This window comes from Streptococcus sp. 2020WUSS084 (assembly GCF_044427445.1).
In the GTDB taxonomy this organism is placed as follows: Bacteria; Bacillota; Bacilli; order Lactobacillales; family Streptococcaceae; genus Streptococcus; species Streptococcus suis.
In genome coordinates this window covers 237,520-252,692 of sequence record NZ_JAOTGC010000001.1, presented here as the reverse complement: position 1 = coordinate 252,692, position 15,173 = coordinate 237,520, and the positions used below count along the sequence as shown (strand labels likewise).

Genomic DNA, 15,173 nt, shown 5'->3' with positions numbered 1-15,173 from the left:
ATGTCCTAAGTGTGGCAACAATATTGTATTAAAAAAATCGTTTTATGGTTGTTCAAATTATCCTGAATGTAAGTTTACTTTAGCTGAACATTTTAGAAAGAAAAAACTCACCAAAACAAATGTAAAAGAATTACTAGAGGGAAAAGAAACCCTGGTAAAAGGAATCAAAAACAAAGAGAAAAAGCCCTACAATGCCGTTGTAAAAATTGGGGAAAAGGGATATATTGATTTTATCTCTTTTTCAAAATAAACATAAAAGCCCTTTAAAGAGGGCTTTTGAGGTAACAGACAATGGCAAAATCATTATTTGAGGAACTGGGCGGCAAATACGAAAGGCAAGGCGATTATTTAATACCGTGCTTAACTGTACCCGCCGAAGAAGAACAGCCGATAGGCATCTGGGGACAGCGGCATTTGGATTATCTGAAGCATCACTGCAAAGTTACATACACCAATCTTCTTACAAGCGGCAGACTTAACGCTTACCTTGCCGACATTGACAGACAGGCACAGGAACGCTTTGAAAGGCTCATAGAGGGTATGAAACAGGCACAGGGCATAACGGAACAGCTAAAGGCAGAAAACGCCTTAGAATGGACAGGATGCCTCAATAACATAAGGGCTTGTGCGAGGGAGATTGTGGAAAAGGAAATTATTTTTGCATAAACAGATGATTAGTGGCAGGGGGAAATCCTGCCGCTTTTTCTGCTTTAGTTTGTCAGCTTGACAAATAAAGGGTTAAGGAATATAATTAGATTCAGTATTATACAAGGAGTTAATAAATATGCGGCAAGGTATTCATAAATAAACTGTCAATTTGATAGTGGGAACAAAAAGTAGCAGTCCCGTTTCACTTTTAATATGGGGCTTAGTTTTTTGTACCCAGTTTAAGAATACTTTTATCATGTAATTTTATATGCCCGAAAACATATAAGTGTTTTGGGGCTATTGGAGTTATTTACCCAGTGATAGGAGTATTTATCACTGGGTATTTTTATGCCCTTTTTTGGGTGTTGATAGGAGGAAAATCACATGAAAATAATTAACTTAGGCATTCTGGCTCACGTTGACGCAGGAAAGACAACATTAACGGAGAGTTTATTGTATACCAGTGGTGCAATTGCAGAACCAGGGAGCGTAGATAAAGGCACAACAAGGACAGATACAATGAATTTGGAGCGTCAAAGGGGAATCACTATCCAGACAGCAGTGACATCTTTTCAGTGGGAGGATGTAAAAGTCAACATTATAGATACGCCAGGCCATATGGATTTTTTGGCGGAAGTATACCGTTCTTTATCCGTATTAGACGGAGCAGTATTATTAGTTTCTGCAAAGGATGGCATACAGGCACAGACCCGTATACTGTTTCATGCACTACAGACAATGAAGATTCCGACAATTTTTTTCATCAATAAAATTGACCAAGAGGGGATTGATTTGCCAATGGTATATCGAGAAATGAAAGCAAAGCTTTCTTCGGAAATTATAGTGAAGCAAAAGGTTGGGCAGCATCCCCATATAAATGTAACAGACAATGACGATATGGAACAGTGGGATACGGTAATTATGGGAAACGATGAACTATTAGAGAAATATATGTCAGGGAAACCGTTTAAAATGTCAGAACTGGAACAGGAAGAAAACAGGAGATTCCAAAACGGAACGTTATTTCCCGTTTATCACGGAAGCGCTAAAAACAATCTGGGGATTCGGCAGCTTATAGAAGTGATTGCCAGTAAATTTTATTCATCAACGCCTGAAGGTCAATCTGAACTATGCGGGCAGGTTTTTAAGATTGAATATTCAGAAAAAAGGAGGCGTTTGGCTTATGTGCGTCTGTACAGCGGCGCATTGCATTCGAGGGACGTTGTCAGAATATCAGAAAAAGAGAAAATAAAAATTACAGAGATGAGTATTCCTACAAACGGTGAATTGTGTTTAGCAGATACGGCTTACTCTGGTGATATTGTAATTTTACCAAATGATGTTTTGCAGCTAAACAGTATTTTGGGGAACGAAATACTGTTGCCGCAGAGAAAATTTATTGAAAATCCGCTCCCTATGCTCCAAACAACAATTGAAGTAAAGAAATCCGAACAGCGGGAAGTGTTGCTTGAGGCACTTACAGAAATCTCAGATGGCGATCCTCTTTTAAAGTATTACGTGGATACTACAACGCATGAGATTATACTTTCTTTTTTGGGGAATGTGCAGATGGAAGTCATTTGTGCCATCCTTGAGGAAAAATATCATGTGGAGGCAGAAATAAAAGAGTCTACTGTTATATATATGGAAAGACCGCTTAGAAAAGCAGAATATACCATCCACATAGAAGTCCCGCCAAATCCTTTCTGGGCTTCTGTCGGGTTGTCCATAGAGCCGCTCCCTATTGGAAGCGGAGTGCAGTATGAAAGCAGAGTTTCACTTGGATATTTAAATCAATCGTTCCAAAATGCGGTTATGGAGGGGGTTCTTTATGGCTGCGAGCAGGGGCTGTATGGATGGAAAGTGACAGACTGTAAAATCTGTTTTGAATATGGATTGTATTATAGTCCTGTAAGTACCCCCGCAGACTTTCGGCTGCTTTCCCCTATCGTATTGGAGCAGGCTTTAAAAAAAGCAGGGACAGAACTATTAGAGCCATATCTCCACTTTGAAATTTATGCACCGCAGGAATATCTCTCACGGGCGTATCATGATGCTCCAAGGTATTGTGCAGATATTGTAAGTACTCAGATAAAGAATGACGAGGTCATTCTGAAAGGAGAAATCCCTGCTAGATGTATTCAAGAATACAGGAACGATTTAACTTATTTCACAAATGGGCAGGGAGTCTGCTTGACAGAGTTAAAAGGATACCAGCCAGCTATTGGTAAATTTATTTGCCAACCCCGCCGCCCGAATAGCCGTATAGATAAGGTTCGGCATATGTTCCACAAGTTAGCTTAACAGCTTGCAAAAGTCATATAAAATGAGATTTGAAAGGATTAGAGACTAATTATGATGAAATGCGAATGGATATTGTGTCCTGTTTGTGGGAGCAAAACCCGTAATAAAATTAGGAAGGACACTGTTTTGGAGAATTATCCCCTTTATTGTCCAAAATGCAGACAAGAAAGATTGATTAAAGTTGACAACTTGAAGATAACTGTCATCAAAGAGCCAGACGCTTAAGACGCAGAGCCGATGAAATTGTGGAACAATTCACGAATCATCGGCTCTTTTTGTTTCGTATTTGAAAGAACAAACTCACCAAATAAAAAAAACGATATTCGGGTGGGTTATTTTGTTATACCCTAAATTACCCTCTGAATTTGTTTTTAAATTTGGAGGGATTTTTTTATGTCCTTTTTTCGGGCAGTTATCTATCTGCTCATACGAAGCAAAATTTATCAATACATAGCATATCAGAGAACGGCAGGAAACCAGTTAAAAAAATTTCTGCCAGTGCAACGGTACTTCTCACCTTGAAAGTAGAAGTACAATCTCCATACAATAGAATTACTATTTCCTATAACCGTAAAGGTCACAGAGCCTTTGCGGTTTTTCTTTTGTCGATTTTTGTTGGAAAGTGCCGTAGGGCTGTTTCTGATATGCGGTGTCGTTCTCCGCCTCTCCATCTGGATTTTTTACATTTCAAAAATTCAGATGGGAGGTATTTATGGTGAAATATGCACCAAGAAAGGTATATATCAGAGAAAGTGGCGGCTATGTGGAATTATCCTACACGGAGTTCTGCCGTTGCAGGGAATCCGACCAGACCTATATGGACAAGCTGTTTATCCCCATTCAAGGCTGTCTGCTTGAAGTCGTGAGGGAGCAATACACAGACTTCTACCGTGACAAGGAACGGTGGCGTTACCTGCAAAAATTAGATGCGAGGAACAGCCTGCTATCTCTGGACGGATTTACGGACAGCGAGGGGAATCCTCTGGACTTTATCGCTGATGAAGCGGCGGACATTGCGGAAACCGTTGTCAATGCTGTTATGGTGGACAGGCTGAAAGCCGCCCTGCCTTTGTTGTCGGATAGTGAGCAGGAGTTGATACAGGCAATCTTTTTTGACGGACTTTCCGAGCGTGAAGTCGGGGCGAGGTTAGGCATAACCCAGAGCGTTGTGAACAAACGCAAAGCCAGAATCCTAAGAAAACTAAGAAAGATAATAGAAAATTAAAATTTAAGGCGTTCAGCCCCCTTGTTTTTTCCTTTGGGAAAATGAGGGGGCTTTTCTCTGCCCTCTCAATCAATTCTGATTGGAGGAAGAAAGAATGGCATACAACCACGGACGGGAGGACAGGAAATGGCGTATCTGGAAAGAAGCGGAGGAAAAGCTGCTGCGTGAGTGCGGCGTTGATGAAGTGACCATTGAGCAGATACGCATAGCGGACAGGGCAGACTTCAATTCCAACAGGCGGTTTTACCGATGGACGAATGACGTTGCGGAATACCTTGAGGACATGGCAGACAGGGAGCGGCAAGCGGAGGTGAATACAGTTGCGGAGTTACTGGACGAGATTGAGAGCGAAAATCTCTATCAAGTATTAGTCACGGTGGACGGGCGTACCTTGAAAATCGTCCTGCTGAAAATGCAGGGGTATTCCACAAAGGAGATTGCCCCACTTGTGCATTTGACGACTGGTGCCATCTATGCGAGGTTAGACCATCTGCGGAAGAAGCTTCGGAAAATTTTGTAAGCGTCTAATACATCCCATTATTCTGCGGGCTACTGGGTGGGGAGTGGAATCTCCCCGCTTATTTTTGGCAGGAGGAAAACGGGATGGCATATAAAGCTAAGGCGTACACGCTTCGGGAGGAATCCACGGAAAGCGGTATAAGGTATTTTATCAGTTTTAAGGACGGGCAGGGGGAACACCACGAACTGGAAGTATCCGAGCAGTTATTCTTTGAATTTCGGCAGATGGAACGCAGGAACAGGAATCTTCTCCAATGGGACGAGCGGCACAGGGAGTTTTCGGAAGTATGGGACGAAACGCTGAACAGGCGGGCGTTAAAGCTGCCTAAGAGCATTGAGGAACAAATGATTGAAGCAGAACGGGCGGAACTGCTCTGTAAGGCGGTTGACAGACTGCCAGAGATACAAAGGCGACGTTTCCTGCTCTACTACGAGTATGAGTTCAATTTTTACCAAATCGCCGCTATGGAGCATTGCACCGCTTCTGCAATACAGAAATCCGTTGCTGTTGCAAAGAAGAAAGTAAAAGCGGAAATGAGGAAATATCTCCAACCATGACCGACACCGCCCGAAAAAGAAATCTGTTTTTTATTTGTGTGGGATTGGCGGTATTACATACTCTCACTTTTTTCGTGGGAGTAAATCTATTTTTAAGGAGGTCAACGCCTATGTGCAACAAAAACAAGATAACTGCCCGAAAGGAGGAAACCCATGCAGAAGTTACAGACAGTCAACGCCGAAACGCTCCTTTATGAGCCGCTTGAGAAGCCGTCCTTTGTGGTGGACAGCCTTATCCCCACAGGCTTGTCGCTGTTCTGCGGCTCACAGAAGATAGGCAAGAGCTGGCTCATGCTGAAGCTGTGCTTATGCGTGTCGCAGGGAATCCCCTTATGGGACATGACGACAATGGAGGGCGATGTGCTTTACCTCTGCCTTGAGGACACGTTCTGCCGCATACAGGACAGGCTGTTCCGTTTGACGGACGAAGCGAGCGGGCGGCTTCATTTTGCCGTGGCAAGCTGCAAGCTGTCAGACGGTCTTATCGTGCAGCTTGAGGATTATCTGAAAGACTATCCAGACAGCAGGCTCATTGTCATTGATACCTTGCAGAAAGTCCGTACAGCTTCAAAAGACAACGCCTATGCAAGCGACTATGGGGACATCTCCCTAATCAAAGATTTTGCCGACAGGCACTCTCTGGCGGTCATTGTCGTACACCACATCCGAAAGCAGAATGACAGCGATGTGTTCAACAAGGTGTCTGGGACGACAGGCTTAACGGGGAGTGCGGACGCTACCTTTGTTCTGGAAAAGGAGAAACGGGCATCTGACACCGCCAAGCTGTATGTAACGGGCAGGGACACGCCCTATCAGGAATACACGCTCCGTTTCCGTGATTGCAGTTGGGAACTTGTGGAGAGGAAAACGCAGGAGCAGCTTGCGAAAGAAACGATACCAGATGTCCTTTTTCGGTTGGTGGATTTTATGAGGGATAAGGAAGAATGGGCAGGCACGGCAACGGAGCTGTTAGCCGCTATGGGGGAAACGGAAACCATACCCACGGTGATTACGAAATGGCTGAATGAATATCACACCACATTTTTAAGCGAGAACCGTATCTGCTACCAGTACAGCCGCAGGAAAGACGGCAGGCAGATTGCCCTTGCAAGGAGGGCGGGTGACAGCGGTGACGGCGGTGACAGCGATATTGGGATACCCCCTGTTACTGTCATTGACGCTTAAAGCCATGTAAAGCTGGCGGCTCTGCCCTGCGGGTGACAGCAGTGACGGTGGTGACAGTGATTTTAGGATACCCTGCCGCTGTCATCCCTACGGGGTGTAACACACTACACTTTGCCCTGCAAAGAGCCGTGTGCCAGACGTTCCCTCTGGACTCCCTTATGGCAGGTCTTACGCCCTGCTATCCTACGCCTTGCGGCTTCGGATAAAAGAACGGCGGCATGACGGTTACAGCTCTTGCGAGGGAGTATCCCAAAAACACCGTCACCATCGTCATGACCGTCATGCAGGGGATAAGGGTGACAGTTACGGCAATCGGCAGGGGGCATCCCAAAACTGCCGTCACCACCGTCACTGCTGTCACCCAAAGGGCAGTTACCCGCCGAAGAAAGGAAGATGATGGATTATGCCCTATGCAATCCTGCGTTTCCAGAAACGCAAAGCGGGCGGCGTTGCGGCTTGCGAACGCCACAACGAGCGGAAGAAAGAAGCCTACAAAAGCAACCCAGATATCGACATGGAACGCTCTAAAAATAACTATCATCTTGTCGCACCGCCAAAGTACACCTATAAGAAAGAGATTAACCGAAAGGTAGCCGAAGCAGGGTGCAGGACAAGGAAAGACAGCGTGATGATGGTGGAAACGCTCATCACGGCTTCACCAGAATTTATGAACCAGTTACCGCCCGAAGAACAGAAAGCGTATTTTACGATGGCTCTGGATTTCATTTCGGAGCGTGTCGGGGAGCAGAATATCCTCTCCGCAGTCGTCCACATGGACGAGAGAACGCCCCATATGCACCTCTGCTTTGTGCCGATTACACCAGACAATAAGCTGTCCGCCAAAACAATTTTAGGCAATCAAAAGAGCCTGTCGGAGTGGCAGACCGCCTACCATGAGCGGATGTCCTCACGTTGGAATCAGCTTGAGAGAGGTCAATCTTCGATGGAAACCAAGCGGAAACACGTCCCCACATGGCTCTATAAGTTGGGCGGCAGGCTTGATAAGCAGTATGGGGAAATCGTGTCTGCCCTGTCCGACATCAACGCCTTTAACGCAGGGAAAAAGCGTGACAAGGCTCTGGAACTGGTTGCCGCATGGCTGCCCGAAGTGGAGAAATTCTCTAAGGAAATCGGCAGACAGCAGGCGTATATCGACAGCTTAAAGGAGCAAATCGGGCAGGAAGCCGACTATGCAGGGCGTATGCGTGATGAAAAGTACGAGCAGGAATTAAAGGTGCAGAAAGCCAACCAGAGGATATTTGAATTGCAGAGAACCAACGAGCAGATGGGGCGGCTGCTCTCAAAGATACCGCCAGAAGTGTTGGAAGAATTACAGAGAACAGGCAGAAACAAATCAAGAGAAAGGTAAAAAGTGAATGAAGAAACAGGATTTTAAGGTGTTAAAGACCAAAGATTTATACCCGTTTCCCGACAATCCGTTTCATGTTGTGGAGGATGAAACGCTGTCAGAGTTAGCGGAAAGCATCAAGGAATTTGGCATTGTCACGCCGATAATCACACGCCCGAAAGAGGACGGGAACGGTTATGAAGTGATTGCGGGGCAGCGGCGTGTCCGTGCGTCCGAACTTGCAGGTATAAATACCGTGCCTGCATTTGTCCTGCCCTTAGACCGTGACCGAGCCATCATCACCCTTGTAGACAGTAATTTACAGCGTGAAAATATCCTGCCATCGGAGCGGGCGTTTGCCTACAGGATGAAATCCGAAGCCATGAAGCGGCAGGGTTTCCGCACAGACTTAACCTCGTCACAAGTTGTGACGAAGTTGCGGACGGACGACAAAGTGGCACAGGGCTTCGGCGTGGGCAGGATGACCGTCCAGCGTTTTATCCGCCTGACGGAACTGATACCGCCGATTTTGCAGATGGTGGACGAGGGGAAAATCGCCCTCACACCTGCGGTGGAACTGTCCTTTTTGAAGAAAGACGAGCAGGAAAATCTCTTTGCCACGATGGAGAGCGAAGAAGCAACGCCCTCACTCTCACAGGCACAGCGGATGAAAAGCATGAGCCAGAGCGGGCAGCTTGACATGGATATGATATTTTCCATTATGACGGAGGAAAAGGGAAACCAGAAAGAAACCTTGAAAATCAACACAAGCAAACTGAAAAAATACTTTCCGAAGGACACAACGCCGAAGCAGATGGAGGAAACCATCATCCGACTTCTGGAACGTGAGTTGCAGAGAAAACGGAGCAGGGACAGCCGCTAACCTTCTTTTTTCGGGAAGTAAATGCAGGAATTTGGAACAGAAGAAAGACAGAATTTTAAGGAGAATGAGGTAAGGAATGAAAGAAATCCAGTATGAGATTGTAAAGGAAATCGCCGTATTGTCTGCGAGTGACAGCGGCTACACAAAGGAAATCAATCTTATTTCATGGAACGGGAGAGAGCCGAAATATGACATCCGCAGCTTTTCCCCGAACCGTGAGAAGTGCGGAAAGGGTATCACGTTGAACGCTGATGAAGCAGCGGCACTCCTTGAAGCATTACAGAAAGAAGTAAACAGCGGGGATTGATGGTATCTGATTGACAGGGCGGGGCGTTTCCAGACGTTCTCCTGCCCTGTCTGGAAAGGAAGATTTAAGTATGGGCGAGGATAGGAAAACAACTGGAAGAAGAAAGCGTATTGTGCCAAAAGGGCAAGTACAAATGATTATCAGTCGAGAATATATCGGCACACAGACCGTTGCAGAAGCGTTTGTCCCGATTATCTCCGAGGATATTCGGAAGAAGATTGCCGAGGGCGACACCTTCGACAATGAGGGGCTGTCCGCTTAGAATGTACGCAATGGAACATGAAAACGTTAGGACAGATATGGAGGTTTTACAGTATGGCAGGAATAAGAACGGAGAACAAGATTTATGAAGTCGGCATTTACTGCCGCTTATCAAAGGACGATGGCACGGATAACGAGAGTGCGAGCATTGCGACACAAAAATCCATCCTCACGGATTATGTGAAAAGGCAGGGATGGCATTTAGCAAAAACGTATGTTGACGATGGCTACTCTGGAACAAATTTCCAAAGACCAAGTTTCCAGAATATGATTAAGGACATTGAAAACGGGCTGATAAACTGCGTGATTACAAAAGATTTATCCCGTCTGGGGAGGAACTATCTTGATTGTGGGTTATATCTGGAAGTCTTTTTCCCAGAGCATAACGTGAGGTATATAGCGGTCAATGACGGCGTGGACACCTTAAACAAATCCGCTATGGACATCACGCCTTTCCGCAACATCCTAAACGAAATGTATTCTGCCGATGTGTCAGTCAAGATAAAATCGGCGTACCGTGCGAGGTTTCAGCAGGGGAAATTCATGGGAACAACAGCCCCTTATGGCTATGTCAAAGACCCTGCCGACCACAACCATCTGCTGATAGATGACAAAGTTGCCCATGTGGTAAGGGAGATATTCGACCTTGCGTTAGCGGGCAACGGCATCGCCAAAATCCGCAAGCACATCAACAAACAGCATATCCTACGCCCTGCCGCTTATGCGGTGGAGCAAGGGGCAACAGGCTATGAGCGGTACTTTGAGGATAACGAGGAAAACCGTTATATTTGGAGCGAGAACAGCGTGAGGGGCATTTTAAGAAGCCCGATATATGCGGGCAACCTTGCAGGCTACAAGCGGATTGCAGCCAACATGAAAAGCAAGAAACGCCCCTCTAAGCTGCCCGAAGAATGGGAAGTGATACCAGACACCCATGAGGGGATAGTTACGCAGGAGGAATTTGACACCGTACAGCAGCTTATGACGAGCCGCAGGCGGGAGCAGAACGCAGGGGGATTTGAGAATATCTTTTCGGGCGTTATCAAGTGTGCGGACTGCGGCTATGCGATGCGGGCGGCGAGTGCCAACAGGAGGAAACGCCCCGACATCATCGACTGCGTACAATACACCTGCAATAATTATGGCAGATATGGCAATGTTATGTGTACCGCACACAGCATTGAAGCGAGGGACTTATTCAATGCCGTCCTTGCCGACATCAACCGCTTTGCGGATATGGCGGTCAATGATGAAAAGGCGGTCAGAGCCATAGAAAGGCGGCTCACGGAAACAGACCAGAGCAGGGCGAAATCATTAGAGAAAGAAAAGAAGAAGCTGAACAAACGCCTTGCGGAGCTTGACAGGCTGTTTTCCTCTCTCTATGAGGACAAGGTAATGGAGCGTATCACGGAGCGGAATTTTGAGATGATGTCGGGGAAATACCAGAAAGAGCAGCTTGAAATTGAAGCACGGCTGAAAGAGGTAACGGAAACGCTCAATGACAGCTATGAGAAATCGCAGGGCGTGAGGGACTTTCTATCCCTAATCCGCAACTATCAGGGGCTGAAAGAGTTGGACGCAACCATCATAAACGCACTCATAGACAAGATACTTGTTTCGGAACGTGAGAAACTTGCGGACGGGACAGTAAGGCAGGAAATCAAGATTTACTATAAATTCATCGGCTTTGTCGGTGAATTACATATCACACCCACAAAGCGGTGGACGGCGTTAAAGCCTAAAAATTGTACGGTGTGCGGTGTTGAATACGTCCCCAGCTCTGGAATATCAAAGTATTGTCCCGCTTGTGCTAAGAGGATACAGAGGGAGAAATCAAACGAGAGCAAACGCAGGAGTAGGGAGAGGAACCGAAGGGCATGTATTGAACTGTCCGCAAAAAATGACCGACTGATATTGTCCAGCGAAATGGACGACTGATTCGACAAGGAAACATGCACCAAGTGGTAGATATTTATCATTACATTACCAAAGGGAGTTTTGATAATTACCTCTGGGTGCGACATGAAGTCGCTTAATTGAACTGTCTGGCATGATGACCAGACCAACTATTCCGTTAGTTGAGCCAAGTATCAACTGCATGTTCGCCATGTGGTAAGCTGATACGTAAGGTAGCCCTACTTTAAGGTCGAACCGTGAGGGGAGACCGATACTGCTAGCAACAAAGCGGTTAGGGAGCTAGGCTTGATAGTATGGCTAACAAATGTGAACCACTGTTAAATGTCGTTAAGTTGAACAGGCTAAAGTTGCTGATAAGCCTGAACCAAAAGGTGTGCAGTCGGATAACCCTTTCCATAGTGGGGTTACACGGACAGATGACTGCCGGCAGAGAGGTGGAGCCTAACCTATCATTTTGTTCATTAAGTGGAACATGGTAAGCCTGTATTGTTGCTTCTAGCAAGGCAAATCGTAAGAAATGCTGATAACAGTGCAGGTATAGGAAAATGGAAAAAGCGAATGCCATCTTGTAATGAGATGGATAGAGGTTCAAGATTTGCCTCAACTCGAAAGAGTGCAGACTTCCATTCGGTTTCTAATCACAAGAGAACTTGTAGAATTTTTGAAAGGAGAAAGCAAATGAACAGTAAATTGTGTGCTACTACTAACATAGCTAACAGCTGGGAAAGTATTGACTTTGTGAAAGCTGAAATCTATGTTAAAAAACTACAAATGCGTATTGTGAAAGCGTGGAAGTTGGGTAAATTTAACCGAGTGAAATCACTCCAACATTTACTAACAACTTCATTTTATGCAAGAGCCTTGGCAGTGAAACGTGTCACTGAAAACCAAGGCAAAAAGACAAGTGGCGTTGATAAAGAGCTATGGTTAACTCCTAATGCTAAATATCAAGCAATCAAGAAATTAAAGGTTAGGGGCTATTGTCCAAAACCACTAAGACGGATTTATATTCCTAAGAAAAACGGTAAGAAAAGACCTCTTAGTATTCCAACGATGACAGATAGAGCAATGCAGACATTATTTAAGTTCGCTCTAGAACCTATTGCAGAAACAACAGCAGACCCAAATTCTTATGGCTTTAGACCCAAAAGAAGTACTCAGGATGCTATTGAACAATGTTTCTCAGCTTTGAGTAAACAAAAATCTGCTAAGTGGGTGTTAGAAGGTGACATTAAAGGATGTTTTGATAATATCAGTCACGAGTGGATAATGAAACACATTCCAATGAACAAGACAATACTTGGAAAATGGTTGAAAAGTGGTTATATTGAAAATCGAAAGTTATTTCCAACAGAGTTTGGAAGTCCTCAAGGTTCACCAATCTCACCAATCATTTCAAATATGGTACTAGATGGTATTGAGAGAAAACTTTCAACAACATTTAGAAAGAAAAAGGTTAATGGTAAGGTCTATGCACCAAAAATTAATTTTGTTAGGTATGCGGATGACTTTATTGTTACTGGTGTCAGTAAGGAACTATTGGAAAATGAGGTCAAACCAGCCATTATTGAGTTCTTGAAAGAACGTGGTTTGGAGTTATCGGAAGAAAAAACGTTGATAACCCATATCACGGACGGCTTTGATTTTCTGGGCGTAAACATTAGAATGTACGACGGAAAACTACTAACCAAACCCTCCAAAAAGAATTACGAAAGTATTGTTTTGAAAATCAGGGATATTATCAAAAAGAACCCGTCGATGAAACAGGAGTTGTTAATCCGTAAGTTAAACCCTATTATTATAGGTTGGGTTAACTACCAAAAGCACAATGTTTCAACAGAAGCATTTCAAAGACTTGATTTTGATATTTATCAGTGTTTATGGCAGTGGTGTATCCGAAGACATCCTAAAAAGGGGAGAAAGTGGATAGCCAATAAATATTTCCATACTTTTGGTAGTCGTAGTTGGATTTTTAGTGTTCCAACTGTCGATACAATGGAAAATGGCGAGCGGTTCTATCTTCGCTTGAAATATGCTTCTGATACTGATATTCGCCGACATATTAAAATTAAGGCGGAAGCCAATCCGTTTGATGAACAATGGCAACTGTATTTTGAGGAACGACAAGAAAAGCAAATGCGACAGGAACTAAAAGGAAGACGTGTGATTAACGGACTTTACTATAAACAAAAAGGGCTTTGTCCAGTTTGCGAATTGAAGATTACCAAAGAAACAGATTTCCGTGTTCACCAAACAGTGAAAAACCATAAACCAATAAAAACATTGGTACACCCTACTTGTCATAAAAATGTAAAAGAAAACACGCTGGTTCTCTAACGAGAACTTATAGAAGCTTGAGCCGTGTGAGGGGAAACTCTCATGCACGGTTCTTAGAGGGGAAGGAGGTCGCAAGACCTCTGACCTACTCGACCAGACACAGGAGAATAAGCTCAAATATATCACTCAGATTATGACCTCAAAAGACCCTGTGCGGTCGGCAGAAGACATTGATGAACAAACCATGACCGCTTCTGACTTCAAAGCTCTAGCGACAGGTAACCCCTATCTCAAACTGAAAATGGAATTGGAAAATGAACTGACGGTGTTAGAAAATCAAAAACGAGCCTTTAACCGTTCAAAAGATGAATATCGTCACACTATTTCCTATTGCGAGAAGCATCTCCCTATCATGGAAATACGGTTGAGCCAATACGATAAAGATATTGCCCAATCCCTAGCAACTAAACATCTAGATTTTGTTATGCGGTTTGACAATCAGGCGATGGATAATCGTGCTGAAGCAGGAGACTACCTGCGTAAACTCATTACCTATAATCGCTCAGAAACTAAGGAAGTCAGGACTCTGGCCAACTTTAGAGGATTTGATTTGAAAATGACTACACGAGGTCCTAGTGAGCCCTTGCCAGAGACCGTCTCTTTAATGATTGTTGGTGACAACCACTATACTGTTACCTTAGATTTGAAATCAGACGTAGGAACCATTCAACGAATTTGTAATGCCATCGACCATATTATAGATGATCAAGAAAAGACTGAAGAAATGGTTAAGGACTTACGAGATAAGCTACGAGTAGCCAAAGTAGAAGTTGAAAAAGTCTTTCCAAAGGAAGAAGATTATCAACTTGTAAAGGCTAAGTATGATGTTTTAGCTCCCTTGGTCGAAAAAGAAGCTGAGATAGAGGAGATAGATGCGGCTTTGGCCAAGTTTAATGAAGGCAGTCAACTTCAACAAGAACAACAAATAGCACTTGAGATATAAGAAAAAAGGCTGACAAATATTTTTGAACGCGGTAAAATGAAGGCAAGAAATCACCAAAGGAGAATAGATTATGGCTCAAACACTAGAAGAAATGCGTTATCAACTAGAAGAATGGTTGGCACAAGGCTTTACAAGCCCAGAGGATAGAGCCAACTACCAAGCTTTAAAGGAACAGTATGAAGATGAAACTCTTGATTATAGCTTTTCAAAGCGTGAAATCACTGGACAGCTGGAACTCATCATCACAAGTCGTGAGAATGAGTTTCCAAGCTTAGATGAGGTAACGAAAGCGGAATACTTTGACTTGGTTGCACAACTTGATGAACTTGACCAGGAACAGGCTGACTATTATCGCAAGCAATTAGCCTAGAAAGAGGTGTAAGATGCTGGAACAAATTCTACAAAGCCTTTTGATTATCGCAGCAATAGGACTGATGTTGCTTGTCCTTTATCAGATTGTGAAAGTTTCAGGTGCTTTGTTTCTTATCGGACTCATCAGTGGATTAGTCTTTATTGAAATCTATGGAATTTACCTCTTTTTTACAGAAAGATACCTTTATACAGAAGATTTAGCCACCAATGGTATTTGGAGTTTTACAGGATTTTTTATTGTTTTTAATATTCTGCTTGTGCTTGGACTTATGACCGACATCGTGAAAAGTAGAATGATGGGATACAAATAGGGCTACCTGAGTTTGGGTAGTCCTATTTATATGGATAATTTAGAGACAAACTCAT

General features: G+C 44.1%; 16 protein-coding genes and 1 pseudogene. All 17 read left to right on the top strand.

All coding sequences use genetic code 11. The annotated features are described in order from the left end of the window. Window positions 1–250: topoisomerase C-terminal repeat-containing protein (locus ODU50_RS01260; protein WP_104847412.1), on the top strand; the 250-nt coding region annotated here is incomplete at its 5' end. A gap of 41 nt (window positions 251–291) precedes the next feature. After that, window positions 292–666, top strand: coding sequence for a TnpV protein (locus ODU50_RS01255; protein WP_001129923.1), 375 nt, complete (start codon window positions 292–294; stop codon window positions 664–666). A gap of 366 nt (window positions 667–1,032) precedes the next feature. Continuing rightward, window positions 1,033–2,952: a tetracycline resistance ribosomal protection protein Tet(O) gene (gene tet(O), locus ODU50_RS01250; protein WP_238710410.1), complete on the top strand. Its 1,920-nt coding sequence runs from the start codon at window positions 1,033–1,035 to the stop codon at window positions 2,950–2,952. Between the two features lie 51 nt (window positions 2,953–3,003). Next, entirely contained in the window at window positions 3,004–3,177 is a 174-nt protein-coding gene (locus ODU50_RS01245) for a cysteine-rich KTR domain-containing protein (protein WP_002779755.1), read from the top strand. 490 nt (window positions 3,178–3,667) lie between these two features. After that, a complete protein-coding gene (locus ODU50_RS01240; protein ID WP_398581288.1) occupies window positions 3,668–4,177 on the top strand; it encodes a sigma-70 family RNA polymerase sigma factor in 510 nt (169 codons plus the stop codon). A gap of 94 nt (window positions 4,178–4,271) precedes the next feature. Next, on the top strand, window positions 4,272–4,697 hold the full coding sequence (locus tag ODU50_RS01235; protein WP_000323896.1) for a sigma-70 family RNA polymerase sigma factor: 426 nt from the start codon (window positions 4,272–4,274) through the stop codon (window positions 4,695–4,697). An 83-nt stretch (window positions 4,698–4,780) separates the two neighbouring features. Continuing rightward, a complete protein-coding gene (locus ODU50_RS01230; protein ID WP_000323521.1) occupies window positions 4,781–5,254 on the top strand; it encodes a sigma factor-like helix-turn-helix DNA-binding protein in 474 nt (157 codons plus the stop codon). 153 nt (window positions 5,255–5,407) lie between these two features. Beyond that, complete coding sequence (locus ODU50_RS01225; protein ID WP_001170965.1) at window positions 5,408–6,439, top strand: AAA family ATPase; 1,032 nt, start codon at window positions 5,408–5,410, stop codon at window positions 6,437–6,439. A 403-nt stretch (window positions 6,440–6,842) separates the two neighbouring features. Then, on the top strand, window positions 6,843–7,808 hold the full coding sequence (mobV, locus tag ODU50_RS01220; protein WP_001145977.1) for a MobV family relaxase: 966 nt from the start codon (window positions 6,843–6,845) through the stop codon (window positions 7,806–7,808). Between the two features lie 7 nt (window positions 7,809–7,815). Beyond that, window positions 7,816–8,670 carry a ParB/RepB/Spo0J family partition protein gene (locus ODU50_RS01215; RefSeq protein ID WP_000743701.1) on the top strand — a complete coding sequence of 285 codons (855 nt, stop codon included), beginning with the start codon at window positions 7,816–7,818 and terminating at the stop codon, window positions 8,668–8,670. A 76-nt stretch (window positions 8,671–8,746) separates the two neighbouring features. After that, window positions 8,747–8,977, top strand: a complete 231-nt coding sequence (locus ODU50_RS01210) for a YdbC family protein (RefSeq protein ID WP_000659121.1) — start codon at window positions 8,747–8,749, stop codon at window positions 8,975–8,977. A 70-nt stretch (window positions 8,978–9,047) separates the two neighbouring features. Continuing rightward, window positions 9,048–9,239, top strand: coding sequence for a hypothetical protein (locus tag ODU50_RS01205; protein WP_000503424.1), 192 nt, complete (start codon window positions 9,048–9,050; stop codon window positions 9,237–9,239). A gap of 53 nt (window positions 9,240–9,292) precedes the next feature. Then, window positions 9,293–11,176, top strand: coding sequence for a recombinase family protein (locus ODU50_RS01200; protein ID WP_000907413.1), 1,884 nt, complete (start codon window positions 9,293–9,295; stop codon window positions 11,174–11,176). Window positions 11,177–11,833: 657 nt separating this feature from the next. Next, entirely contained in the window at window positions 11,834–13,492 is a 1,659-nt protein-coding gene (ltrA, locus tag ODU50_RS01195; RefSeq protein WP_105153138.1) for a group II intron reverse transcriptase/maturase, read from the top strand. Between the two features lie 94 nt (window positions 13,493–13,586). Further along, window positions 13,587–14,435 (top strand): annotated as a pseudogene (locus ODU50_RS01190) (hypothetical protein); the annotation flags it as partial. Window positions 14,436–14,505: 70 nt separating this feature from the next. Further along, on the top strand, window positions 14,506–14,805 hold the full coding sequence (locus ODU50_RS01185; protein ID WP_105153137.1) for a DUF5962 family protein: 300 nt from the start codon (window positions 14,506–14,508) through the stop codon (window positions 14,803–14,805). A gap of 13 nt (window positions 14,806–14,818) precedes the next feature. Next, entirely contained in the window at window positions 14,819–15,118 is a 300-nt protein-coding gene (locus tag ODU50_RS01180) for a DUF5966 family protein (protein WP_024383480.1), read from the top strand. Window positions 15,119–15,173: the final 55 nt, after the last annotated feature.